A 22,695-nucleotide genomic window follows, 5' to 3' on the forward strand; every position below is an offset into this window, starting at 1 on the left:
GTCAGGGTGTCGTCGTGCCTCAGAGGGCCGAAGCCGGGGCAAGTTCCAACTCGGGGTACTGGGCCGGACCGCCGGCCTCCTCGAACGCCGCGTCGAGCAGCGCCACGTGCAAGCGGTCCCATCGCCCTCGGGACTGCAGAGCACGCCCGTGGCGGGTCAAGGCCCACGCCTTGAGGGCCGTCGGGTCCTGCATGAAGTTCCGCGCGTTCTGCCGCAGGACGGCGGGGGTGAACACCCTGAGATTGAGGCCGGTGCGCCAGAACTCAAGCCACCACTGGCACATCAGGAGCGGACCCGATTCGTCGTCCTTGACGTGATCGGGGTGGTTGCGCACCCAGATCGGGTCCAAGTCCGGGTGTGTGGTGGCGACTTCGAGCATGCGGCCGTGGGCCTGGTGCACTGCCAACTCCAGGGACTGGCGGTGCTGCTGGCGACGTTGGGCGATGTGCACCGCGGACGCGAGGGCGATGGTGGTGGCCAGAGCGAGAACGGGACGGTTCATCTGCGACCTTTACTCGGGGATGGATGGGGCGGTGCGGCAACCGGCGGCGGCATCCGGGGCAGTGGTGGTCGCCGTCGTGCTCGCTTGAGGAGAGTCAGGCCGCGTCCGGCGGGCCGTCAGCCGAAGGCGAGGTCAATCCGTCCGGCACGGCCGGCAGGCGCGCGAGCCGGTGAAAGCGCGAGAGGTCGAAGCCACGCCCCTGAACCTCACCAGCGGGCACGGCGAAGAGGTCGATCCCCTCTTCGCTGGGTGCCGAAGGGGCGGCCTCCCTGATGGCGAGGAGCGCTTCGCCCTGCTCGCGGTACGGCAGGAGGCGCGGCGCACGATCGATGTGTCCCTCGAAAGTCATGGTCAGCCCTCGGTCAGGTGTATTTGAAGGTGAAGACGAGCACGACGCTCACGGTGACGATCAGGGCGATCTGGGCGCTGATCTGCCGCCAGCCCCAGCCCTTCCTGTCCATCCAGCGCAGCGGACGCCTTCAAGTCGGCGCGACGGGCTCCTCGGAGATCACGAGGTGGAGAAACGCCCGGCAGTGCTCGCCCAGGTGTTTGATCACGGCGTGGTACTCGTCGTCATCGGAGCTGATGTTGTGCCGGTCGAGGACGAGCACGCCGTCGGCCAAGCCCTCTCGGAGCTGTCGCTCGGCTTCCCGCCAACCAGGTCGATCCCAAGGCGGCGTGTAGACGCCCTGGCTCGCACTGGATGCCGGGAGGTACGTCGTGGTCACCGGGACCGCCACATCGTGGAGCCGGGCGGTGATCGCGTAACCGAGCTGGTCGGCCTCAGCCTGTAGCGTCCCCCAGTCCTCGTCAGGTCGGGCCCTCGGACTCGGTACCAGGCTGTACGCCAGCACGCGCAGCGGCTGATCGGCCTGCGCGCCGACGGTCTGACGGTAGAAGTGCTGGCGCAAGCCTCGGAGTTGGCCAGCTCGGGACCGGCGCTTCACCTGGGCAGAGGTGCGAGGCCAGCTGGGGTGGTCACGGCCAGCGGTCGGCGCCCCACCGCCCGTGTGCTTCTCTCGCCCCCGATCAAAGGCGACGAGGCTCAACACGTCGGCTCCGTGCTTGACTGCGTTGTGCGGCGACATGGGGGTGCCTCCGTGAGAGTGGGGATGACCGCGTACGTCGTCCGGCCGCCGTCCGCGACGCCCCACCGAAGCGACAAGCAGGCGACGAGGTGCAGCCCTCGACCGCCGAGGCCGGCGGCACTCGCACGTCGCCGCCTCGCCGGTGCCGTGCTGTCGTCGGTGACTCGGATTCGAAGCTCGTGCTCGTCGTGTCGCAGTCGCAGTCGGACGTCCCCGGAACCGTGAATGATCGCGTTGGACACCAACTCCGAGACGACGAGCCGGGCGTCCTCTGCCGGCGTCTCCGGCAACGACCAGTGCTTCAACACGGTGGCCGTCGTTCGTCGCGCTTGAGCGACGTGCACATCTACCGGCTCCATGGCCATCTCGAAGACGTGAGAGGCCAACGGACACCGAGCGGTCGAGGCGCCGACGGCGTGGGCGCCACCGTCGTCGCCCCGAGGTCGGGGCGGCGTTGCTGTCCGGTGCGTGGTCATGAGCACATCGCACCGTGGCTGCGCGATCCGGGACAGGGGAAACCGGAGGGGGGAAATCTTTGTCAAGGGGGGAAAACCAGGGGGGAGTTGAGGGGAGTATTGGCTTTCTCCCACGGATAGGGGTCAGACTCATGGCGGTGGACCCATTTGCCGAGTTGCTCCGTCACCTGCGGCGTAACGCGAATCGGACGCAGGACGAGCAGGCCGGTGCGATCAACGCCGCCTCCGGCCGGGCAACGGTGACCCGCCGGGAGGTGAACCGGTACGAGAACGGTGCGAACGTTCCGACGGACCACACCCTGGGGAACATCGCTTTGGCCTGTGGCGTCCCGCTGGAGCCGCTGCTGCGCGAGGCGAAAGCCGCCCGCGCCAGGCGGCGAGAGAAGAACAAGGCCGAGGCGGAGGACCTGGACGACGTGAAACGCCGAACGCTGCTGGGAGGCGCAGTCGTCGGTGCGGCTGCGGCTGCCGAGCCGTGGGGCCGGCTGGCCTACGCACTCAGCAAAGGTTCCAAGATCGACCCTGAGTCCGCGGGGGTGCTTATTGATCATGCGGCCACGTTGCACGTGGACGAGCTGAACGAGAGTGCGCTCAGCCTGCAGTCCCGCGTCGAGGCGCACTTGGACGCGATCACCGCAGCCCTTCCCCGCGCCGGAGCCCATGAGCGAGCCCTGATCATCGCGGCCGGGGAGACTGCCGCTCTTGCTGGGTGGGTCGCCTGGGACCTCGGCGAGCAGGACAAGGCCACTTCCTATTACGGAGTGACCTCGGAGTGCGCGAAAAGGGCTGGACACCCTCCGCTGCGCGCTCTCGCTCTGGGCTACGCGAGCTACGGTGCCCCCAGTCCAGCGAAGGCGCTGGAGATGCTTTCGCAGGCAGCTCAGGACGTACGCGGACGTGGCAACGCAACCGCCGCAGCGTGGGCTCTGGGCCGGTACGCGGAGGAAGCCGCCCAGTCAGGCGATGACGCTGGCGCCCTTCGTGCTCTCGACCAGGCCAAGTTTGCTTATGACTTCGCCGACCATATGAGCGAGCAGGCGTGGGTCCGCTTCGTGACGCCATACCGCATGGACTCGTTAACCCTCTCGGTCTACGGCGAACTCAAGCGTCAGGAGCTGACCGCCACGGCCGACTCCGCAGTCGAGCGCCTCGGCGGCGAACTACCCGAGTCCGGCGTGGTCGTCCTGGGTGACCTGGCGTCCGCCCTTCTACGCGGCGGCGACATAGACCGTGGGGCCTACGTAGCGCACCAGTTCGCCGCAGCGGCGGAGTCGAAGCCCAACACCATGGGCCGGCAGCGGGCTCAGGCCATCGCCGCCGGGCTCCCCGACACTGAGCATGACCTGGCCAGCCACCTGCTGACGTTCGCGACGCTGTGAAGCGTCGAAGCGCACGGGCTCGGCGAGAGCAAGGCGTTGTAGTGGAGACCTTTACCCCGGGCGCGTCTCGTCGACGACCCAGGACAGGTACGCCTCCGACCCTCCGGTCACAGGCAGCGTGACCCACTGGGGGACGTCGTACGGGTGCCTCTCGTGCAGCCATGCCTCCAGCGCGGGGAGACGATCCGACGACGTCATGTAGGAGATCCGCCACTCCTGAGCCGCCTCGACCTTCCCCTGCCACCAGTAGAAGGCGGTGATGGGCGCATCGATGTGGACGCCCGCCGCCAGTTTGCTCTCAACAGCGCCTCTGGCGAGGGACTTCGCCTGCTCCTCGTCGTCACTGGTCGTCTGCGCGATCACGATCTCGGGGTCCATGCGGCTACCTCTCCAGCTCGGGTACCGCGACCCTATCCACTAGTCCGATGAAGGCGGGCGGGAGGTAGTTACCGGCAGGGCTTGGCGATTCGTTGCCCGGCAGACCGCTCGGACGATCAGTTGTTCAATGTGTCGGGATCGATCGCTTACGGGAACGCAAGCCAGTCATCCTTCATCAGCGCTCGTGCGAAACCAGCGAGCCGTAGGGAACCGGATCGCGCATCAGGCCCGGAGTAGCTGAAGTCGCCTGAAAAGGCGCCGAAGTACGAACGCAGGGATCAGGCGTCGGAGCCCGAAGCGGTAGCCAAGGGCGCGCTCCATCGTGGTCACGATGTGCTGCTGGTTCCCCACCCCGAAGCCACCCAGGTTCATCTCGGCGGCGGCGGTGACAGGTGTGGCGTTCCAGGCATCGCTACAGGCCTGCTTGAAGGCAGCGTCGAGGTTGGTGAGGCAGTTGTCGAATACCTCACTGAGTACCGTGCTCTCCGTCGCGATCCAGGCGCGGCTCTCTGCGAGGGTCTCCTGGAGGTCGTGTCCGGTGATTGCGAGCGAGCTCAGGACCTCGGGATCGTCGCTGGTGCGGCGGCGTATCCGGTAGGGGTACTCGATACGTGCGACCAGAACCTTCACCGCGGCGGCGTAGCGGTCTCGGCGGACGGTCGCTCCAGCGCGCAGGCCGGTGAGGATGTGTCCGAGGGCTCCCGCGACGACGGAGGAGCCTAGGACGAGCGCGAGGATCGTGATCACAGATGTGGATGCCGTTTCTGGTGCGGTGAAGGGTGCCGGGCCCATCGGCGAGCCTCCTGTTGTGTCTCGGCGGTACGCAGCGGGTGGGTGCCGTGGGCGGGTTGGCCATGTGGTGCGTCTTCTGCCGGCCAGGTGCCGGAGCGGCGCCAAGCCTCTTCGTAAAGCAGATGTCGGTGAACGAGAGTGATCAGCGCTTCCAGGCCGTCCTCGGGGATCCAGCGCAGGGCCGCGTCATCGCTGGGGTACTGCAGGCACAAGTCCCTCAGCGGCGGCGGGTTGCGATGCTTGAAGGCACGGTCGGCCGAGTCGAGCGGGAAGGCGTGCACGGTGTAGTCGGGTCGGATGACGAGGCGGACACGTTCGGTGGGGTAGTTCTCGCGTTCCAGGGCGGGCAGCGGGCGCAAGGTGAGTTCGAGGAGCGCGGCTCCGCCCGGACCGACGCGGCCAGCCGCCTGCTCCACGCCGTAGACGGTATCGGCGTGGAGCAGGTGGTCGGCGGCTGCGCCTGGGTCGGCGAGCACCGCCTTCAGCGGGTACGCCATGACCGGGCCGGTCGCGCGGGCTGCTGCCCGTGCGGGGAGACGACGGCGCGTCCGGTGGAGGTGATGCTGCCGGCAGCCAGTGCGCGCAGCGCGTCGGTAGCGTTCTGGGACTTGGCCTGTGGGAACGGGTCTCCGATCAAGGTGTGCCAGATCTCGATGGCCGCAGCGTGCTGTCCGTCCTCTTCCAGACGTCGCGCCTCGGCCGCCCGTCGGGCGGTGGCGGCCAGCGTGGTGGCGTACGTATCGCGCTCGTCGATCGTCCACCCGGCGGTGAGATCGTCAACACCGGTCGGGTCGAGCACCGGGTGGGTGACCGCCTGGGCGGCGTGAGCCAGGGTGGTGGCGAGGGCCTGGGAGTGCTCAAGCGGGCCGGTGACGGCCGCGTAGGCGAAGGCCTCCCACAGCAGCCCGCAGGTGTCGTCGAGGACGGGGTTGCCCTTCTTGAACGACTTCAGCATGCGGACCTGGTGGACGAACCGTCCGCCGGTGGCCTGGTTGCGGGTGCTGATGATCCGGTTGAGCGTCCGGGTGTTGGACCACTCCCAGGTGTCGTTCTCCCTGTCAGCGATGTAGACGATCTCGCTGTCTTCAACGTCGAGCGCGGGGACCAGGTCGAAGGTGAAGTCCAGCTCGGCGAAGGTGACCTGGAGGGCGTGGGCAGGGGCGTCATCCACGTCGAAGAGGGCGTCGGGGTACTTCTCGGCGATGACCTCGCGGATGAGGCTCATCGCCTGGGCGGGGCCGCCGGGCTGACGCAGGGTCTTCTCCAGGCGCGGGTGCATCCGGATGACCATGTCGACGTCCTTGAGCGGCTTGAGCATCGTCTTGCGGGCGAAGCTGCCCTGCAGGAAGGTGGCGATGGCCAGGCCGGCGTTCACCAGGTGTTCGGTGATCTCGTTGTGCCGCTTCTGGGCGCTTTTGCGCTCGCGGCCATCGAGGTTGAGCTCCTCGTCGAAGGCATCGAAGGCGCCCTTGGTGCTGTCGTTCATCGTGCTGTCGCGCTCGTTTCTGCCGGCCGGGTAGATCGTGGTGCCCGGTGCCGGCTCCGGGGTCCCGTACGTGGTGGGGCGCCCGGGGTGGGTGCCTTCACTGGGGACAGACGACGTAACTCGGCGGTAGCGCGACGGGTGTGACAAGAGTTCAGTCGCAGTCGCGGCAGCGGCTGCTGGCGCCGTCGAACATGGCCGCCGGATGGACGACGAAGCAGGCCGTGCACTGGCGCTCGAACACCTTGCGGTCGCAGCCGCAGCGGTCGCAGTCGGGGCACGGGGCGGACTCGCAGCGGGCGCAGGCGCGGGCGAAGGAGGTGAAGTCCTCCCCGCAGTGTGCGCAGGTATAGCTGGCGGCCTCGGGGCCGTTGTATCGAACGGAGGGCGCGAAGGTCCTCCAGGGCGCGAGGTCGGTGACGGCGACGGCGAGGACGTAGCCGTCCATGGCCGCGGTCTGCAGGTACAGCTCCTCACCGGCGACGGCGCCGTCACGGTAGGCAAGCCGGCCACGTCCCTCGGCGTGTCCCTGGCCCGACAGGGCCGTGCGCAGGACCGGGACCTGGCTCTGGTCGCTGCCGCGCCGCAGTGGGGGCAGGCCGTGGGAGGCACCGAAGGCGAGGATGCCGTCGCGATCGAGGAGCAGGATGTGACCGGGAGCTGGGAGGCGTTCGCTGGCTTTCACGCACGCCGCCATACGGGAGGCATTGCTCACCCGCCACAGTGCGACTGCGGCGTCCGCCGTGGGGCCGGCGGCAGTGATATGGCGATCGGTGAGTGTGTCGGGCAGGAGGATGTCGGCGGCGAAGGCATCGCAGGCAGCATCCTCCAGGACGGCGCCACCGTCGGGCTCGGCAAGCAGGACGTCCATCAGCTCCACCACGGTCTGCTGCAGGTGGTGGCCCAGCTCATGGAGACCGGTGAACTCGCGGCGGGCCAGGCTGGCAGAGGTGGCGACGGCGAGGACGGCGGGAGTACCGGCGAAATAGGCACCGGAGACACTGCAGCCGCCGCCAGAGCGATCGTCGGGTACGTCCCTGACCTGAAGGCCGGGCCACTGCCGCAACTCGTCAAGGGCGCCGTCGCCCAGCCGCTGGGCAGCGCCGGGGTGGTCGCGCTGCAGGACGGTGAGCATGGCCTTGGCCTGGGTACGGGCCGCGGCGCGGCGCAGGTAGTCCATCACTCGCTCTCCGGGCCCAGGTGCACGTGGAAATAGCGGTCTACCCGAGCAGGCCAGTCCACTTCCGCAGGGCGCTCCTGACGCGCTGCCAGTGTGAGCGTGGCAAAGAGTGCCTGTCGGCGGGCTTCCTGTTCAGCGGTTCCGGTGAGGTGGGCGAGCCGACGGATCTGTTGGCGGCGGGCGGGGCGACTCAGCTCGTGCACCAAACGGTCGGGCAACGGCGGATTGGCAGCCAGGATCGCGTCCGCAGACATGCCCAGAGTCGGTGCGAGGAGGTGAGCTTCGGGCGGGGTGAGAGGTGTCTGCGCGCGCAGCAGCGCGAGGGCGCGCGGTGGCCTGATGCTCAAGCGATGGATCAGTTCGGTGGGGCCCAGGCCGCACTGCTTCAGCAGGGCAGGCAGACCGCCGCTGCCCGAAGGCGCCCAGCGCGCCGTCGCCAGCACGTCCATGGTGTCGGCGAGGGTGGAGCGGAACTCGGCCGCCTGTGATGCGGGGCTGGGAAGGGGGCTGCCATAGCGGTACCCAGAGGCATCCGGGGCGGGTGAGCCGTCGGCTTCCAAGGGAACGGACAGCTCACTGACCTGCCGGTCCAGGACATACCACGGAAGACGCCTGCCCAGACCGCACCACAGGGCAAGCGGCTGCTCCAAGGTGGAAGCCTCGGCGGGCAGCAGCACCGTGTCGGGGTCGTTGAAGCGCGTCTCCAGGGAGACGGGCAAGGCGTGCACCGTGGTGTCATCGACCGCCGCGATACCCACAACCTCGACAACGCCGTCCCACACAGCGCGCCAGATCTGGCCCGGTCGGGGATCACCCGGCGCTGCCGCCGCCGCGGTTCGGACCGCATCGGGAACATGCAGCTGGGCGGCTGCAGCGCGAAGCCGCTCATATGCGCTGCTCGATGCCTGGATCATCGGGCGGCCCCCATTCCTCTCGGCGGTCTGTTCCCACTATGGACAAACGACGTCACTCGCCGAACGTCAGGGGGGTTCACTGCTGCGGCGCAGCAACGCTGCGGCTACCTCTCGGGGATCACTACCCGCAGCGGTCAGAGCCAGCATGAGCTTCTCACTCAGCGCATCCATGATCGCGGACGTCTGTCGGCGCCCGAGTCCAAGCAGGGCGGAGACTTCCGCCGGATCGTCCTCCAGGAACGACAGCAGTTTCCGCTCCTGCGGGGACATGTCCGCCCAGATTTCCCCGGCTATGGTCTCGGCCTCCACGGGAACGGTCCCGTGCTTCTGACCGGTGGCAGAGTCGATGAGCGCGCCATCATCCGCGTACAGCGTCGTGTACTCGGCAGGAGCGAGCAGCTCGAAGCGGGCTTCAAGAACCTTGGCCAGTTCTTCCTCCCGGACCGCTCCACCTGCTGCCTCCAGCACTCCGGTGAGTACGGCCATCAGGGCGCGCACGGTTTCCCTGGGCGTCGGCCCGGAGTGGTTCCAGGCAGTGATCCATACTCCACGCACTTCCCAGGCGGCTTTGACCAGTTCATCAAGATCGCCTTGCCAGACGGCGCCGGGTGGGTGAGAGGCCAGGGCCCATCGGGGCGACGTACCAGCCACCGCGCGAAACCGGCTGTCCGCGCCAAGGCGCGCGGCGAAGCGCCGCCGCAGCTTCCCTCGCTCGGTACGTTTGGCTTCGTCGATCAGGAAATTCCTGATCGACGTGAAGAACATCTTCTCCAGGGAAGCGTCGTCGACCGTCTTCAGGAAGCAGGCTAGGAGGAAGTTCTCGCCCTTCCTGCTGATCATCTCGAACAGGAGCTCGTCGACGGCCTCGTCCGTCCACGCAGCATGACCTTCGGGCGGTGGGAATCCCTGGGATCTTGCCACCTGACGACCGACACGTCGGAGCAACTCAAGACCCAGATCACCAAGCTGGCCGTACTGCGCCAGCTCCTCATGCGCCCCGCCCGCCATCGACCACCTCGGCCTCACCCTGCGGACTGCGCTGTCCGCACTGGCCTCTTCCTATACACCTCCCGAGGCGCGGACGGAGGTCCGCCACGCCGTTGGCTCAGCACGAGAATGCTCGCCCGGCTGCGAACGGCGATGCGTGGCAGTTCCCCGCGGGTCATCCACCTGTCTCTCCATCCCAGGGACTTTTCAGGGACTTTCAGCGCTGTCCGAGGGACTTCCGAGGGACTTTTCGCGGCCTAACGCGGCAAGCCCCTGAAAGACCGGACAGGGCCTCCGACGCAGGTCAGAGGCCCTTTCCGCGGCAAAGCCGCAGGTAGCGGCAGACGAGCCGAGCTATACGCCGGGTTCTGTCGCCCGACCAAGGACAAGAGCACCAGCCAATCTTGGCCGGTCAGGTCGCGCGATTCACCGCTTGAGCTTCCAGCCATGCCTCTACCTCCGACCAGCGGTAGCGCAAATAACGGCCGACCTTGTGGGCTCGCGGACCCTGGTGTCGGTGATTCCATATGTAGACCGTATTCAGAGGTACGCCCAGGAAATCGGCCAGCTCCTCCGCGCTCGCCAAGGGGCAACGGTCCCCCGCGCCACTGGCGGCTTCTGCCGCACGGGCAGTGGTTCGACACATGGGCACTCCAGAACGGTTCGAAGCGGGCAGTAAAGGACCACGTGAGCGGTATTCCGCCGTGGTGGCACATGGAACGTTTGCACTAAATTCCGGCCGGACCAAACAGAGGGCCTCTCGACGAAACGCCTGCGACTCTTGCGAACTCTCGAAGGACACTGGCGAATCCTCGCTGAGGGTTCGGCGAGGGCTCGCCGAACCCTCAGCGAGAATTCGCCTAGGTGAAATCTTCTCTGCCACTCTGCACCCTTTGTCGCGAAGACCCCAAGAATGCATTTGACATCTTCGGCTCGCCTGCATCAACATCCAATTCACTTAGGGCACGATGAACGGGCACACGATCTCGCCGTCGACGATGGCCCTGATTCAAGAGAGTCCACAAATAGACTCAAAGGTCCATTGAAAACTAGGAGTTAGTTGATGCCGTACGACCGCTGGCACAAGTCGCGCCCGAAAGACGGGGAGTCGACCTGCAAGGAACACGGCAAAGTTCCGACGCGGGATCACGGGACGGGGAAGCGGTGGCAGGCTCGATGGCGTAACCGGGAAGATGTCCAGCAGACGGAGCTGTTCCGCACCGAGGTCGAAGCCCGCAGGCATGAGACCAAGATGCGGTCCGGAGTGGACGACGGTTCATATATCAACCCTCGCGCCGGAGAGGTCAGGGTCGGTGAGCTCGCCCTTACGTGGCTCAAGGGGCACGAACACAAGAATCCACGAACTTACCGACGCCACAAGGAGCGAATTTTCCTGCACGTCGTTCCTACCGTAGTCGGGAAGATGCGCGTAAAGGACGTGAACGCCTCGTCTTTGCTGGACTGGCTGCACGACCGTCGCAGGCTGCTCGAAAGTTCCACGCTGCGCCTGGTCTTCGACAATCTTCGGGCTGTCTTTGACCTGGCCGTGGACGACAGCCTGATACACAAAAATCCGTGCCTCGCCAAATCGGTGCAGGACGCCAAGCCGAAGCGAGGAGGGGGCGGCCGGGCAGAGCTGACCCTAACGTGGGAGGACACCGAGAAGATCCGTGCCGAACTTCCCGACCGCTACAAAGCACTTGTTGACTGTGGTCGCGGCCTGGGTCTTCGGCAAGGAGAGATATTCGGCCTGTCACCAGAAGATATCGACTGGGCACATCCAGACGGCGCCATGGTGCACGTGCAACGGCAAGTAGTCCACGACGGCTCGTTCCTCGTATACGCCCTCCCCAAGGGCGGAGACGACGAGGACCCGAAGGACCGGTGGGTCGAGCTGACCGACGACGTGGCCATCCCCCTGCGCGAGCACATGCAGAAGTACCCGCCGGTCGAGGTGACCCGACCGTGGGGCAGCAAAGGCGGCGACCCGGTCACGGTGCGGCTGATCTTCTACACCCGGGAGAAGACCGCCATTCAGTCGAATTGGTTCAACTCCTACCGCTGGAAGCCCGCCCTGGCGTCGGCCGGCCTCATCAAGCCCCTTGAGCCCGACGCGAAGGGACGACGTTGGGAGAAGTCCCGCGACGTGATGATGCACGCGCTCCGACACCTGTACGCGTCGATGATGATCAGCGGCGGTGTAGACGTGTACACGCTCGCGGACCGACTCGGACACGCCGATCCCGCGTTCACCCTGCGTAAGTACGTGCACCGGGTCGTGGGAGCCGGTTCCAAGGTCCGCATCGCGGTCCGGAGCGCCTACTCCCGGGCCGCGTGACTCCTGCACCGTTCGGCTTGTGCAACAACCGTGCAAGACGATCTTCGCGAAGGGTTGTTTGCGCAGGTCAGAAGCCTTGTCTATGAGTTCCGGGACATCTGAGCGGGCCACCGCCGGAGCTGCGCGAGCAGCCTGCGCATGCTGGGTGACGGCGAGGCGTCAATCCGGGCCAGTGCCGCCTCGCAGCCCTGGAACGCTGTGAGGACACCGTCGTCGTCGCCCAGGGTGTTCGCCGCGCGCATCCGGACGCGCCAGGCCACCTCGTGGAGCGGGTCGAGCGCGGTCGCCCGGTCGCACCGGCGGGCGGCGTCGCCGTACTGATGCAGTTGCAGGGCGAGTCCGGCTGCCGAGGAGAGTGTGTCCGAGGCTCGCTGGGACAGGGCCCTTCGCCGTTCCTCCACCCACTGACAGGTGCGGTCCGGGGGGTAGTCTCCCTCGTTGCGGGCGAGTACCTCCTCGATCGCCGACAGTCTTGCCCGTCCGGCCAGCCGGTGCGCCTGGGCGAGGTCGGCCTCTAACAGCAGCGACTGGCATCTCCTGGCCACTTCGTCGGCGAGGGACAGCCTGTTCTGCTGGACGGTGAGGCGCAGTTGCGCAGGCAGCGCCAGGTTCAGCTGATGGACGGCCTGGCGCAGGTAGCCTCTCCTCGGCCCTGGCGGGACGGACGACGGCGCTCACCGGGCCCCAGGTGCCCATGACGCTGAGCCTGCTCGTCGGTGCCGCGGGCTTCTTCGCCCTGCTCCTCGCGGGACGTTCGACCCCGTACTGGGCACTGGTGCTGCCGCTGACCGCCATCGGGTTCGGTACGGCATTCACCATGTCGGCGGCCGTCGCGGCGGTCGTGGAGTCGGCCCCGCCGAGCCGGTCGGGCGTCGCCTCCGGGGTGCTCAACGCCAGTCGTCAGGTGGGGAGCGCGATGGGGCCCTCGGCGCGCTGATCACCGGGACGGCGCACTTCGTCACGGGCATGCGCGTGGGTTCCGTGATCAGCGGGGCCTGCTTCCTCGTAGCTGTGCTCATCGCCCAGGTGGTGGGTCGGGCGCCGGGAGAACACGCGTCGACTTGAGGTGGTGCGGTTCCTCCGTTTGCGGCTCGACGCCCCCGCACGGCAGGGTGCGGAGGTGGCTACTTTGCTGATCGTGCATCACACGCCCTCGCCGAACTGCCAGGCGCTGTTCGAGGCCGTCGTCGCCGGTGCGACGGACCCGGAGATCGAGGGCGTCCGCGTCGTGCGGCGGGCCGCGCTGGCCGCGACGGCGTCCGACGTACTGGAAGCCGACGGGGTCCTGCTCGGCACGCCGGCGAACCTCGGCTACATGTCCGGCGCGCTGAAGCACTTCTTCGACCAGGTCTACTACCCGTGCCTCGACGCCACGCAGGGCCGCCCGTTCGGCTACTACGTACACGGCGGCAACGACGTCACCGGAGCGGTCCGCGGCATCGAGGCGATCACGACCGGCCTCGGCTGGCGACGGGCCGCCGAGGCCGTGACCGTGACGGGCGAGCCCGGCAAGGCGGACGTCGAGGCGTGCTGGGAGCTGGGCGCCACGGTCGCCGCGGGACTGATGGGCTGACGCCGCGCTCAGCCCTCGATCAGGGTGGCCTCGACGTGCGCCGCGCCGGGCTGGAGGGAACTCGGCGACGGCTTGCCGGTGTTCGTCCAGGCGTGCTCCAGCCCGTCGCACACCGCGCGGGTGCCGCCGATGCCGTGGCGGACGGACAGGGAGCCCTGGCCGACGGACGAGCTGACGAACACCGGGCCCGTGCCGCCGGTGCAGCGGTAGGTGCCGGAGAGGGGGACGGTGCCGTCGGACGCGATACGGCCGGTCGGGTCGACCGTCACGGTCTCGTACGGGCGGCGCTCGCGGGCGCGGCGAGGGCGGCGGGGGCGGCCAGCAGGAGCAGCGCGGCACCGGCGGCGGCGACGAGGGCAGGGCGGGTACGCAGGGACATGGGAAGACCTCGTCAACTACCCGTCGCTAAAGCGACGGGCTTGCACAACGGGCATCACTGGCGGTGATGCTGCGTTTGCGTCCGGCCCCACCCCGGCGCACATGCTCCGGTGGTGGGGCAGGGGCCGTTGACTGGGCCCCGCGTCGCCACAACTCCCACGCTCTGGCGCGGATGTTGCGGGAGCCTCCCCCGCTCTCGGCTTCGCTCGAGCGGGAGGTGCCCCCATCGGTCTGCGTGATCAACGAATCCGCAGTTCCGGCACGCGAACCAGGCCTGCGAGACCCGGTTCGCTTTGTCGATGTGCCCGCACTCGGCGCAGGTGCGGGAGGTGTACGCCGGATCGACGTGCACCACCGGCACCCCGGCCTTGCGGGCCTTGTACGCGATGAAACTGCCGAGCTGGGCGAAGGACCAGCTGGAGTGGGTGGCCCGTTGGGGCTTGCGAAGCCGTACCCGCTCGCGGATGCCCGTCAGGTCTTCCAGGGCGATTCCGCGACCGGTGCGTTCTGCCTCGGCCACCACATGTTTGTCGGGTAGGCCCGACACATTGCTGCGTCGGGCCCCCCTCAGAACCGGACGTGCGAGTTGTCCCCGCATCCGGCTCAAGCAGACCCCTATGGGCTACAGGTGATTTGGTTCCTGCGGTCTCCGGCGTGGTGCTGCCGGTGGCATTCTGCGTGCAGCAACTCGTAGTTCTTCAAGGTGTCGGGACCGCCTACGCTTCGGTACACAACGTGGTGCACATTCAGCGTGCGGGAGCTGGCGTCGAACCATTTCGCCCACTCGTGGACGTTGTCGGGTTCGTATCCTGCCCCCGCGATCAGATCCAGGCCGCACCGGGGGCACAGGCCCTTCTGACGCGCCGCCAGCGTGACATTGACCTTCTTGTCCGCTTGCGGAAATACGCGCTTCCGGGTCCTGCCCTCCCAGTATTCCTTCAGCGCGGGATCGTCTTTGGACGCAGTGTCCTTGACGATCGTATGCCGAGTGATCCTGGTCCATCCGAACTTGTGGAGATAGAGGCCGCTGGCGCGGTCCCCAAAGATCCACTTGTCCTGGCTTCCCTTCTTGAACAAGCCCCAGTACCGGTTGGCAATCCAGCGCCACCCTTTGTTCCTGTGGCCGGCGATGCCCCACCGCCGTAAGGCGCTGTAGACATACGTGTCCAGTCTCCTGAAGATCTCGGTGGAAACGACACCCCGGTAGTAGGTGGACCATCCTTTGATGAAGGGGTTCAGGCGCCTGATCAACGTATGCGCCGAGTCCCCCCGGTGTTCTCGGATGATCTCCCTGATCTTCCGGCGTGCGCGTTTCACGGCCTCCTGGCTCGGTTTGATGATCAGCTTTCCCTGGAACCTGCGAATGTTGAAGCCCAAGAAGTCGAATCCGTCATCGAGGTGGACCACGCGGGTCTTTTCCTCGTTGAAGGCCAGACCTCTGGGCTCCAGCCAGGGTTCCAGTGTCCTTTTGACCGTCTCCGCCTGCTCCTTCGTGGCGCACAAGACCGCGAAGTCGTCGGCGTACCTCACCAATCCTGGAGGCGGATTCCTGGTCCCGGCCTTGCTTCTCGGGTCCACGTCCGCTCCAATGGCCGCCGCCATTCCGTGCAGGGCGATATTCAGCAACAGCGGGCTGATCACACCGCCTTGAGGAGTCCCCTCCTCCGTCGGCGCGAATCTCCCTCTGTCCATCACCCCGGCCTTCAGCCACCCCGCGAGCTGCTTCCTTGCGGGAAACATCCCTACGGATTGCATCAGGTGCTCATGGTCGATGCGGTCGAAGGCCGCCGCCAGGTCCGCGTCCAAAACCCAGAGTCTTCTGGATCTCTTCTTCGCAGCCATACTGAAGATGACCCCGATCGCGTCGTGACAGCCGCGTCCGGGCCGGAAGCCGTAGCTCCTGGCCTCGAACCGTGCTTCCCACTCAGGTTCCAGCGCGTTCTTCACGCGTGCCTGGTGGACCCGGTCCCGGATGACCGGGATACCGAGTGGCCGTTTCTTTCCATTCGCCTTCGGAATGTACACACGCTTGACGGGCTTGACCTTGACGCCCTGTTCGGCAGTGATCTGCCGGACCAGTTTGCCTCTGTCTCTGGGGTTGAGAGCACGTTCGCCGTCAATCCCTGCCGTCTTCTTGCCTGTGCTCGTCTGCGTCACTCGCTTCACACTCACCAGAGTGTTCGCCTGTGAACGCAGCATGAGCTTTTGCAGGTTCCGGACCTTCTTGAGGTCCCCGTCCTGCGCAGCCTTGAAGATTCTCTGACGCAGTCTCCTTACGCTCTGCTCCGCTTCGGCCCAGTCAATACCGTGCCAGAACTTTGCATCAGCGTCAGCGCCTCCGTTCACCAAGGACGGGAGATCGCCAGAGGTTTCCCTTTGCCGCACACCCCTCCTCCGTGTCCAACTTGCAGCGCTGTACGGGTTTTGTTCAGCATCACTTCAAAGGTCCACCCGGTTCGCGTCTGCTCCCTTTCGGGCCCGGGAAATCCTCCCAGTATCCGCCGAGTTATAGCCGGTGAGGGAAAGTCTCATGTCTCCGGCATTTCCTCTGGGCTTTCGCCCCAGCGGCATTTGCTTCTCGAACCGTCCTGCTCCCGCAGCGGAGTTCGGCCGTCGTTACCTCGGGCTTACCGGGAGATTCCCGGACCGGTACGGGGTTACCACGTTCCACTCATCCAAGTTGCGCCTGGGGAGGACGCCCTCTATGACCCGGGGCTGACGGTGATCTCACTGAGGCCAACGCAATGACCGCAGCCGTCTGACGCCTTCCAGCATCGAGCCCTTCCGCCGCCGACAACAGACCACTGACGCGGCGTCCACTTAACGAGCCGTACATACGAGGGTTCACTCTCGTTCGTCCTTCCAGACTTCCCCTGCCTGTAAGTCCGCAATGGCCCTGCGGTCTCCTTGGGCTTTCGTTTCCGGCTCAGCACCCCGCCGTTGCCAGCGACGCACTCGGAAATGGGGACCGGTCATCGATCACCGACCGGGAAAGGCATTCCTTTTCCTCATTCCTTTCACTTGGGATGAGCGACTTCGTGTCGCACCGCGATCTTGTGGTTGATGTCCCGCGCCCGCCGCGCCTCCTTGCGCCGCCGCTTCTTCAGCCGGCGCCTGGCGGACGGGGTGTTCTTCTTCTGCAGCTTGGTGCGCAGCGTGCGTTCCCGGGCGCGGATGCGGTTGAGTTCCCGTCCGGCCATGATCTCGCCGTCGCTGGTGGTGGCGATGCTGACGATGCCCAGGTCGATGCCGAGGAAGTCCACCGGATCGGTGTTCTGCGGCGCTTCGGGTACCTCGCAGGTGGCGTTCAGGAACCACATGCCGTCCCGCCGCAGCAGGTCGGACTCCCCCTTCCGATACAGGGCCAGCGTGGCCAGCTGCTGCGGCGATGCGGTGAACGCTACGTCCTTCAGCCGCCCGGCAGTCGTCCAGATCGAGATCCGGCGCCGGCCGATCTGCCAGGACAGCATGCGGTCGTCATAGGGCTGCGCGCCCTCCGGGCGGAAGGCGATCGGTTTCTCCACGGCCCTGCGGTAGCGTTTCGAGCCCGCCCTGCCCAGGTTCCCGGCCTTCAGGTTGGCTTTCAGCGTGGCGTAGGCGTCGCAGGTCTTCTTGATGACGTGCTGGGCGGCCTGCGCCCCCAGTCCCCAGCGGTCCTTGACCTGGCGGTAGGTGTGCTCGCGCAGCGCGAAGTTGCTCTTCACGTCCTTCTCGAAGGCCACGCCGCTGGCCCAGGTCGCCGCTTCGTTGCACGCGCGCAGGGTCGCCTCCAGCGCCGTCCCCTGTACGGGCGTCGGCAGCAGTCTGACCTGCACCATCAGCTTCACGATCATCAAACTTACACAGGCGTACGACTACCCACCGTACGTTCGTCGCAGATCACCCGACCGAGTGAACACGCCACCGCATCGACGCAGCACCGGCTCCGCCGGACACGAACCCCGGCCGCTTCGCGGCCGAGCACGCACAAGTGATATCGCGGCGCTCCGCGCCGTGACCACGAGGATGCGATTCCTCCCAGGGCTGAAGCCCTGGGGTTCCTCGCAAGAATCCGCTGAAGTGGGGGCTCCACTGGTACCGGGCACGAGCGTCCGCAGCCGTGATCGTCACCCCTTCGGTTGCGAGTCCGCACCGGGGACCTGGCGCGGTCGTGGAAGGGTCCGCGTGTTGTCCGCGTGATGTCCGCGTGTTGTCACGCTTCGCGGCGGGCTGTTCCGATGAGTTCGCGGCGGGAGGATCGTCTGTCCTTACGGACCCGATCCGATGGTCCTGCCGACGTGGAGGTGCGCCATGTGTTCCCACCAGCCTTCGTGCCCCGCAGCCGACGACCACGCCCAACACGTCGTCGCCGCCCACCCCGAGCAGGGCTGGAACCTGCTGTGCGACGGCGCGATCGTCTTCGACGACACCGGCGAGCTGCTGCCCGACGGCCGGATCGTCGCCCCGCACCGGGCACCCGTCGAGCGGCTCACGATCGCCGCCTGACGACAGCCCACCCAGGGCCCTTCTGATGGATGGCCGCGGAGTCGCGACGCCCGGCACGCCGAGAGCACGCACCGAACGCCGCTCCTTCTTCCACGGAGATCCATCAGAAGGGCCCTAGGGCAGCACCGCGAAGCCGTCGAGCTCGACCAACGCCTGGTCGTCCCACAGGCGTACGACCTCCACGACCGCCATCGCGGGGTAGTCGCGGCCGGCCGACTCGCGCCAGATGCGGCCGAGTTCGGGGGCGTGGGTGCGGTACGCGGCGATGTCCGTGGCGTAGACGGTGAGGCGGGCGAGGTCGGCGGGGGTACCGCCGGTGGCCGCCAGGGCGGTCAGGAGGTTGGTGAGGGCCTTCTCGAACTGTTCGGGGAGCGTGTCGCCGGCGACCTTGCCGTCGGTGTCGAGTGCGGTCTGGCCGGCGAGGAAGACGAGCCGGGTGCCGGTGGCGACCACGGCGTGGGAGAAGCCGGTGGGCGGGGAGAGTTCGGGCGGGTTGACGCGCTCGGCGCTCACGTGGCCTCCTGGTTCGCGTACAACTCCTTGGCGATGATGCCGCGTTGGACCTCGCTGGCGCCCTCGTAGATGCGCGGGGCGCGTACCTCGCGGTAGAGGTGTTCGAGGAGGTGGCCGCGGCGCAGGGCGCAGGCGCCGTGGAGTTGGACGGCCGCGTCGACGACGTACTGCGCGGTCTCGGTGGCGAGCAGCTTCGCCATCGCCGCGCGCTTCGGGACGTCCGGTGCGCCTGCGTCGTACGCCGTCGCCGCCGCGTACACCATGAGGCGGGCCGCCTCGGTGCGCAGGGCCAGCTCGGCGACCTGGTGGGCGACCGTCTGCAGGTCCCTCAACGTGCCGCCGAACGCCTCGCGTCGAGAGGTGTGCGCGAGGGTGGCGTCCAGGGCGGCCTGGGCCATGCCGACGGCGAAGGCGCCGACGCTGGGGCGGAAGAGGTTGAGGGTGCCCATGGCGACCCGGAAGCCGCGGTCGACCTCGCCGAGCACGTCGTCGGCGGTCACCGGGACGGCGTCGAAGGTGAGGCTGCCGATGGGGTGCGGCGAGAGCATGTCGAGGGCCGTGCCGGTGAGGCCGGGGCGGTCGGCGGGGACGAGGAAGGCGGTGACGCCCCGGGCGCCGGCGCCCGGGGTGGTGCGGGCGAACACGGTGTAGAAGTCGGCCTCCGGTGCGTTGGAGATCCAGCACTTCTCCCCGGTCAGCCGCCAGCGGGCGGGGCCGTCGGAGTCGGCGGCGAGGGGAGCGGCGGGCGACCGGGCGCCGGACGGGCCGTCCGGCCGGGCGGTCAGCGTCAGCGCTGCCGCGTCCGAGCCCGCACCCGGCTCGCTCAGGGCGAAGGCGGCCACCGCCGTGCCGTCGGCCACCCGGGGCAGCCAGCGCTCCCGCTGTGCCGGGGTGCCGTGGGCGTGGACGGGGTGTGCGCCCAGGCCCTGGAGGGCGAGGGCGGTCTCCGCCTCGGTGCAGGCGTGGGCGAGGGACTCCCGCATCAGGCAGAGGTCGAGGGCGCCGGAGGTGAACAGGCGGGACAGCAGGCCCTGTTGGCCGAGTTCCGCGACCAGGGGACGATTGACGTGGCCCGGTTCGCCCTTCTCCGCGAGGGGGCGCAGCCGGTCCGCGGCCAGGGTGCGCAGCTCCGCACACCAGGCGATCTGTGATGGTTCGAGTGAGAATGCGGGCATTGCCGGTCCTCTCTCCCCGCAGCCCTGCGGCCACTCTCCCGACGGTATCGCGCACCGTTGACTGCCGTCACCAACACGATACGCTCGATGCGCGGACCCACCAGCGATGCCCACCAGCGATGCCCATCAGGGATGCACCCGACGCCCACCACCGACGCCCACAAGGCAAGGGGGCGAACCGCCATGAACCCCTCGGCGCACGTCGACACCTTCGCCCGCGACCATCTCCCGCCCCCGGACCAGTGGCCCGAGCTCCGCTTCGACCTGCCGGAGCTGGACTACCCCGATCGGCTGAACTGCGCCGCCGAACTTCTTTCCGGGCCGGCCGCGGACCGACCGGTGTTCCACACCCCGGCGGGCGGCACCTGGATGTACGGCGACCTCCGCACCCGCGTCGACCGCATCGCGCACCTCCTCACCCGTGACCTCGGTGTCGTCCCCGGCAACCGCGTCCTGCTGCGCGGCCCCACCACCCCCTGGCTGGCCGCCTGCTGGCTGGCGGTGCTGAAGGCCGGCGCGGTCGCCGTCACCGTGCTGGCCCAGCAGCGCCCGCACGAACTGGCCACGATGTGCGAGATCGCCCGAATAGACCACGCCCTGTGCGACATCCGGGCCGTCGACGACCTCGCCAAGGCAGAGATACCGGGGCTGAGGATCACCACGTACGGCGGTGACGCCCCCGACGACCTGCTGAACCGGGCGGCGCCCGAGGAGCCGTACACCGCCGTGGACACCGCGGCCGACGACGTCGCGCTGATCGCGTTCACCTCCGGGACCACCGGCCGCCCCAAGGGCTGTATGCACTTCCACCGGGACGTGCTGGCGATCGCCGACACCTTCGCCCGCCATGTGCTCAGGCCACACCCCGAGGACGTCTTCACCGGCAGCCCGCCGCTCGGCTTCACCTTCGGTCTCGGCGGGCTGGTGGTCTTCCCGATGCGCGCCGGCGCCAGCGCCCTGCTCCTCGAACAGGCCGGTCCCCGGCAGCTGTTGCCCGCGATCGCCGAGCACCGGGTGTCGGTCCTGTTCACCGCGCCGACCGCCTACCGCGCGATGCTCGACGAGCTCGACGCGTACGACCTCTCCTCCCTGCGCCGCTGCGTCTCGGCCGGCGAGAACCTCCCGGCCGCCACCTGGCGGGCCTGGCACGAGCGGACCGGGCTGCGCGTCATCAACGGCATCGGCGCCACCGAGCTGCTGCACATCTTCATCTCGGCGGCCGACGAGCGCATCAGGCCGGGGACGACAGGCGTGCCCGTACCGGGGTGGCAGGCGCGCGTGCAGGACGAGAGCGGCGCGCCGGTGCCCGACGGCGAGCCCGGGCTGCTGGCCGTGCGCGGGCCGGTCGGCTGCCGGTATCTCGCCGACCCGCGGCAGCGGGAGTACGTGCGCGGCGGCTGGAACGTCACCGGCGACACGTATGTCCGCGAGCCCGACGGCTACTTCCGGTACGTCGCCCGCGCGGACGACATGATCATCTCGGCCGGGTACAACATCGCCGGACCGGAGGTCGAGGAGGCGCTGCTGCGCCACCCGGACGTGCTGGAGGCGGCGGTCGTGGGGCGGCCCGACGAGGCGCGCGGACAGGTCGTGGTGGCGTACGCCGTCCTCAAGGAGGGCGCCTCGCGCGACACCGAGGCGCTGCGCGCCTTCGTCCGGTCCGAACTGGCGCCCTACAAATGTCCGCGCGAGATCGTCCTCCTGGACGCGCTGCCGCGCACGGCGACCGGCAAGCTGCAGCGGTTCCGGCTGCGCGCCGCATCCGGCGACGCAGGTGACACCGATGGTGACCAGCAGTGATGCCGACGACCTAAGATGATCAACGTGTCCGACCAGCATGCACCACGGTCTCTCATCGTCACGCTCTACGGCGCGTACGGCCGCTTCATGCCCGGCCCCGTACCCGTCGCCGAGCTGATCCGACTGCTGGCCGCGGTCGGCGTCGACGCCCCCTCCGTACGCTCCTCCGTGTCCCGGCTCAAACGCCGCGGGCTGCTCCTGCCGGCCCGTACGGCACAGGGCGCGGCGGGGTACGAACTGTCGCCGGACGCCCGCCAGTTGCTCGACGACGGCGACCGCCGCATCTACGCCGTCACACCGCCGGAGGACGAGGGCTGGGTGCTCGCCGTGTTCTCCGTTCCGGAGTCCGAGCGGCAGAAGCGGCACGTGCTGCGCTCACGCCTGGCCGGGCTCGGCTTCGGCACCGCCGCGCCCGGCGTGTGGATCGCCCCGGCGCGGCTGTACGAGGAGAGCCGGCACACCCTCCAGCGGCTGCGGCTCGACCCGTACGTCGACTTCTTCCGCGGCGAACACCTCGGCTTCGCGCCGACCGCGGAGGCGGTCGCCCGCTGGTGGGACCTGGCGGCGATCGCCAAGGAGCACGAGGCGTTCCTCGACCGGCACGCGCGCGTGCTGCAGGACTGGCAGGGGCGCGCGGCGACGGACACCCCGGCCGAGGAGGCGTACCACGACTACCTCCTCGCCCTGGACACCTGGCGCCACCTCCCCTACGCCGATCCCGGACTGCCCGCGGGCCTGCTCCCCCCGGACTGGCCGGGCGCCCGCTCGGCCGCGGTGTTCCGGGGGCTGCACGAGCGGCTGCGGGACGCGGGGGCCGCCTTCGCGGGCGTGTGACCTCACCCACATCACGGGCCCCTAAGGGAACCCTCAGGTTCCTCTGTCCCTCTTCTCAAGTTTCTTACCTACCGTCCCTGGGGTCGTAAGTGAGAGGGAAGAGGACCGTTGCGCATGACCACCACGGCAAGGGCTGCTCAGGGGGCCACCATCTGGCTCACGGGGCTGCCGAGCGCGGGCAAGACGACCATCGCCCGTCACCTCGGCGACCGGCTGAAGGCCGAGGGACATCGCGTGGAGGTCCTCGACGGCGACGAGATCCGCCGCTTCCTCTCCGCGGGCCTCGGCTTCTCCCGCGCGGACCGCAACACGAACGTGCAGCGCATCGGGCTGGTGTCCGAGGCGCTCGCGCGCAACGGCGTGCTGTCCGTCGTCCCGGTGATCGCCCCGTACGCCGACAGCCGCGAGGCCGTCGCGGGG

The 22,695-nt window shown here is 68.2% G+C and carries 22 protein-coding genes and 5 pseudogenes; 8 read left to right on the forward strand and 19 right to left on the reverse strand.

The annotated features are described in order from the left end of the window. Nucleotides 1-19 precede the first annotated feature (19 nt). The 4 genes from AC5P09_RS23220 to AC5P09_RS23235 form a co-directional block, all read right to left on the reverse strand. Nucleotides 20-502: a DUF6082 family protein gene (locus AC5P09_RS23220; RefSeq protein ID WP_156207608.1), complete on the reverse strand. Its 483-nt coding sequence runs from the start codon at nt 500-502 to the stop codon at nt 20-22. Between the two features lie 94 nt (nt 503-596). After that, the gene (locus AC5P09_RS23225) at nt 597-851 is read right to left on the reverse strand and encodes a hypothetical protein (RefSeq protein ID WP_493875715.1); all 255 of its coding nucleotides are present in this window, start codon (nt 849-851) and stop codon (nt 597-599) included. Between the two features lie 130 nt (nt 852-981). Next, complete coding sequence (locus AC5P09_RS23230) at nt 982-1,356, reverse strand: hypothetical protein (protein WP_493875716.1); 375 nt, start codon at nt 1,354-1,356, stop codon at nt 982-984. Between the two features lie 191 nt (nt 1,357-1,547). Beyond that, nucleotides 1,548-2,066, reverse strand: a complete 519-nt coding sequence (locus AC5P09_RS23235) for an ATP-binding protein (protein ID WP_478533269.1) — start codon at nt 2,064-2,066, stop codon at nt 1,548-1,550. 131 nt (nt 2,067-2,197) lie between these two features. On the opposite strand from AC5P09_RS23235, the gene AC5P09_RS23240 reads away from it, so the two are divergent. After that, nucleotides 2,198-3,445, forward strand: a complete 1,248-nt coding sequence (locus AC5P09_RS23240; protein ID WP_493875717.1) for a helix-turn-helix domain-containing protein — start codon at nt 2,198-2,200, stop codon at nt 3,443-3,445. A gap of 51 nt (nt 3,446-3,496) precedes the next feature. Here the strand turns inward: AC5P09_RS23240 and cutA are convergent, their stop codons facing one another. The 8 genes from cutA to AC5P09_RS23280 all read right to left on the reverse strand — a co-directional run bounded on the left by cutA (nt 3,497) and on the right by AC5P09_RS23280 (nt 10,128). Continuing rightward, complete coding sequence (gene cutA, locus AC5P09_RS23245) at nt 3,497-3,823, reverse strand: divalent-cation tolerance protein CutA (RefSeq protein ID WP_386310422.1); 327 nt, start codon at nt 3,821-3,823, stop codon at nt 3,497-3,499. A gap of 222 nt (nt 3,824-4,045) precedes the next feature. Continuing rightward, nucleotides 4,046-4,570 carry a hypothetical protein gene (locus AC5P09_RS23250; RefSeq protein ID WP_386310421.1) on the reverse strand — a complete coding sequence of 175 codons (525 nt, stop codon included), beginning with the start codon at nt 4,568-4,570 and terminating at the stop codon, nt 4,046-4,048. Continuing rightward, nucleotides 4,567-5,112: a hypothetical protein gene (locus AC5P09_RS23255; protein ID WP_382681695.1), complete on the reverse strand. Its 546-nt coding sequence runs from the start codon at nt 5,110-5,112 to the stop codon at nt 4,567-4,569. Before AC5P09_RS23255 ends, AC5P09_RS23250 begins: the two co-directional genes overlap by 4 nt. Next, nucleotides 5,097-6,101, reverse strand: coding sequence for an SMODS domain-containing nucleotidyltransferase (locus AC5P09_RS23260; protein WP_386310419.1), 1,005 nt, complete (start codon nt 6,099-6,101; stop codon nt 5,097-5,099). The genes AC5P09_RS23255 and AC5P09_RS23260 overlap by 16 nt, the downstream gene beginning before the upstream one ends. Nucleotides 6,102-6,252: 151 nt before the next feature. After that, nucleotides 6,253-7,278, reverse strand: a complete 1,026-nt coding sequence (locus tag AC5P09_RS23265; RefSeq protein ID WP_493875718.1) for an ImmA/IrrE family metallo-endopeptidase — start codon at nt 7,276-7,278, stop codon at nt 6,253-6,255. Further along, entirely contained in the window at nt 7,278-8,192 is a 915-nt protein-coding gene (locus tag AC5P09_RS23270; protein WP_493875719.1) for a hypothetical protein, read from the reverse strand. The genes AC5P09_RS23265 and AC5P09_RS23270 overlap by 1 nt, the downstream gene beginning before the upstream one ends. Nucleotides 8,193-8,258: 66 nt before the next feature. Then, on the reverse strand, nt 8,259-9,200 hold the full coding sequence (locus AC5P09_RS23275) for a hypothetical protein (protein ID WP_493875720.1): 942 nt from the start codon (nt 9,198-9,200) through the stop codon (nt 8,259-8,261). Nucleotides 9,201-9,591: 391 nt separating this feature from the next. Further along, nucleotides 9,592-10,128: a helix-turn-helix transcriptional regulator gene (locus tag AC5P09_RS23280; protein ID WP_493875778.1), complete on the reverse strand. Its 537-nt coding sequence runs from the start codon at nt 10,126-10,128 to the stop codon at nt 9,592-9,594. A 114-nt stretch (nt 10,129-10,242) separates the two neighbouring features. On the opposite strand from AC5P09_RS23280, the gene AC5P09_RS23285 reads away from it, so the two are divergent. Then, entirely contained in the window at nt 10,243-11,517 is a 1,275-nt protein-coding gene (locus tag AC5P09_RS23285; protein ID WP_493875721.1) for a tyrosine-type recombinase/integrase, read from the forward strand. 80 nt (nt 11,518-11,597) lie between these two features. On the opposite strand, the gene AC5P09_RS23290 is transcribed toward AC5P09_RS23285, so the two are convergent. Further along, nucleotides 11,598-12,062, reverse strand: a complete 465-nt coding sequence (locus AC5P09_RS23290) for an AfsR/SARP family transcriptional regulator (protein ID WP_493875722.1) — start codon at nt 12,060-12,062, stop codon at nt 11,598-11,600. Between the two features lie 101 nt (nt 12,063-12,163). On the opposite strand from AC5P09_RS23290, the pseudogene AC5P09_RS23295 reads away from it, so the two are divergent. Next, a pseudogene (locus tag AC5P09_RS23295) lies at nt 12,164-12,454 on the forward strand (MFS transporter); the annotation flags it as partial. Nucleotides 12,455-12,637: 183 nt separating this feature from the next. Next, entirely contained in the window at nt 12,638-13,090 is a 453-nt protein-coding gene (locus AC5P09_RS23300) for a flavodoxin family protein (RefSeq protein WP_493875723.1), read from the forward strand. 14 nt (nt 13,091-13,104) lie between these two features. Here AC5P09_RS23300 and AC5P09_RS23305 read toward each other — a convergent pair. The 4 genes and pseudogenes from AC5P09_RS23305 to AC5P09_RS23320 form a co-directional block, all read right to left on the reverse strand. After that, nucleotides 13,105-13,469, reverse strand: a pseudogene (locus AC5P09_RS23305) (DUF6299 family protein); the annotation flags it as partial. A 26-nt stretch (nt 13,470-13,495) separates the two neighbouring features. Then, nucleotides 13,496-13,997, reverse strand: a pseudogene (locus tag AC5P09_RS23310) (zinc ribbon domain-containing protein); the annotation flags it as partial. Nucleotides 13,998-14,083: 86 nt separating this feature from the next. Further along, complete coding sequence (ltrA, locus tag AC5P09_RS23315; protein ID WP_493875724.1) at nt 14,084-15,853, reverse strand: group II intron reverse transcriptase/maturase; 1,770 nt, start codon at nt 15,851-15,853, stop codon at nt 14,084-14,086. 644 nt (nt 15,854-16,497) lie between these two features. Then, nucleotides 16,498-17,286, reverse strand: a pseudogene (locus tag AC5P09_RS23320) (transposase); the annotation flags it as partial. Nucleotides 17,287-17,758: 472 nt separating this feature from the next. Here AC5P09_RS23320 and AC5P09_RS23325 point away from each other — a divergent pair. Beyond that, a complete protein-coding gene (locus AC5P09_RS23325) occupies nt 17,759-17,953 on the forward strand; it encodes a DUF5999 family protein (protein WP_493875725.1) in 195 nt (64 codons plus the stop codon). 114 nt (nt 17,954-18,067) lie between these two features. Here AC5P09_RS23325 and AC5P09_RS23330 read toward each other — a convergent pair whose 3' ends face one another. After that, nucleotides 18,068-18,466, reverse strand: coding sequence for a RidA family protein (locus AC5P09_RS23330; protein ID WP_493875726.1), 399 nt, complete (start codon nt 18,464-18,466; stop codon nt 18,068-18,070). Then, nucleotides 18,463-19,641 (reverse strand): acyl-CoA dehydrogenase family protein, encoded by a 1,179-nt coding sequence (locus tag AC5P09_RS23335; protein WP_493875727.1) that lies wholly within the window; start codon nt 19,639-19,641, stop codon nt 18,463-18,465. Before AC5P09_RS23335 ends, AC5P09_RS23330 begins: the two co-directional genes overlap by 4 nt. 183 nt (nt 19,642-19,824) lie before the next feature. Here AC5P09_RS23335 and AC5P09_RS23340 point away from each other — a divergent pair, with 183 nt between their 5' ends. From AC5P09_RS23340 to AC5P09_RS23350, 3 genes and pseudogenes are all read left to right on the forward strand, one after another. Further along, nucleotides 19,825-21,441, forward strand: coding sequence for an AMP-binding protein (locus tag AC5P09_RS23340; RefSeq protein WP_493875728.1), 1,617 nt, complete (start codon nt 19,825-19,827; stop codon nt 21,439-21,441). A gap of 15 nt (nt 21,442-21,456) precedes the next feature. After that, nucleotides 21,457-22,275: a PaaX family transcriptional regulator gene (locus AC5P09_RS23345; RefSeq protein WP_493875729.1), complete on the forward strand. Its 819-nt coding sequence runs from the start codon at nt 21,457-21,459 to the stop codon at nt 22,273-22,275. 114 nt (nt 22,276-22,389) lie between these two features. Then, nucleotides 22,390-22,689, forward strand: a pseudogene (locus AC5P09_RS23350) (adenylyl-sulfate kinase); the annotation flags it as partial. Nucleotides 22,690-22,695: the final 6 nt, after the last annotated feature.

This window comes from Streptomyces sp. a15 (assembly GCF_059026085.1).

What these genes read in the sequence shown, in the direction of transcription:
- AC5P09_RS23220 (WP_156207608.1), bottom strand. Translation starts at nt 502, where the DNA reads ATGAACCGTCCCGTTCTCGCTCTGGCCACCACCATCGCCCTCGCGTCC.
- AC5P09_RS23225 (WP_493875715.1), bottom strand. Translation starts at nt 851, where the DNA reads ATGACTTTCGAGGGACACATCGATCGTGCGCCGCGCCTCCTGCCGTAC.
- AC5P09_RS23235 (WP_478533269.1), bottom strand. Translation starts at nt 2,066, where the DNA reads ATGACCACGCACCGGACAGCAACGCCGCCCCGACCTCGGGGCGACGAC.
- AC5P09_RS23240 (WP_493875717.1), top strand. Translation starts at nt 2,198, where the DNA reads ATGGCGGTGGACCCATTTGCCGAGTTGCTCCGTCACCTGCGGCGTAAC.
- cutA (WP_386310422.1), bottom strand. Translation starts at nt 3,823, where the DNA reads ATGGACCCCGAGATCGTGATCGCGCAGACGACCAGTGACGACGAGGAG.
- AC5P09_RS23255 (WP_382681695.1), bottom strand. Translation starts at nt 5,112, where the DNA reads ATGGCGTACCCGCTGAAGGCGGTGCTCGCCGACCCAGGCGCAGCCGCC.
- AC5P09_RS23260 (WP_386310419.1), bottom strand. Translation starts at nt 6,101, where the DNA reads ATGAACGACAGCACCAAGGGCGCCTTCGATGCCTTCGACGAGGAGCTC.
- AC5P09_RS23265 (WP_493875718.1), bottom strand. Translation starts at nt 7,278, where the DNA reads ATGGACTACCTGCGCCGCGCCGCGGCCCGTACCCAGGCCAAGGCCATG.
- AC5P09_RS23270 (WP_493875719.1), bottom strand. Translation starts at nt 8,192, where the DNA reads ATGATCCAGGCATCGAGCAGCGCATATGAGCGGCTTCGCGCTGCAGCC.
- AC5P09_RS23275 (WP_493875720.1), bottom strand. Translation starts at nt 9,200, where the DNA reads ATGGCGGGCGGGGCGCATGAGGAGCTGGCGCAGTACGGCCAGCTTGGT.
- AC5P09_RS23280 (WP_493875778.1), bottom strand. Translation starts at nt 10,128, where the DNA reads ATGTTGATGCAGGCGAGCCGAAGATGTCAAATGCATTCTTGGGGTCTT.
- AC5P09_RS23285 (WP_493875721.1), top strand. Translation starts at nt 10,243, where the DNA reads ATGCCGTACGACCGCTGGCACAAGTCGCGCCCGAAAGACGGGGAGTCG.
- AC5P09_RS23325 (WP_493875725.1), top strand. Translation starts at nt 17,759, where the DNA reads ATGTGTTCCCACCAGCCTTCGTGCCCCGCAGCCGACGACCACGCCCAA.
- AC5P09_RS23335 (WP_493875727.1), bottom strand. Translation starts at nt 19,641, where the DNA reads ATGCCCGCATTCTCACTCGAACCATCACAGATCGCCTGGTGTGCGGAG.
- AC5P09_RS23340 (WP_493875728.1), top strand. Translation starts at nt 19,825, where the DNA reads ATGAACCCCTCGGCGCACGTCGACACCTTCGCCCGCGACCATCTCCCG.
- AC5P09_RS23345 (WP_493875729.1), top strand. Translation starts at nt 21,457, where the DNA reads ATGATCAACGTGTCCGACCAGCATGCACCACGGTCTCTCATCGTCACG.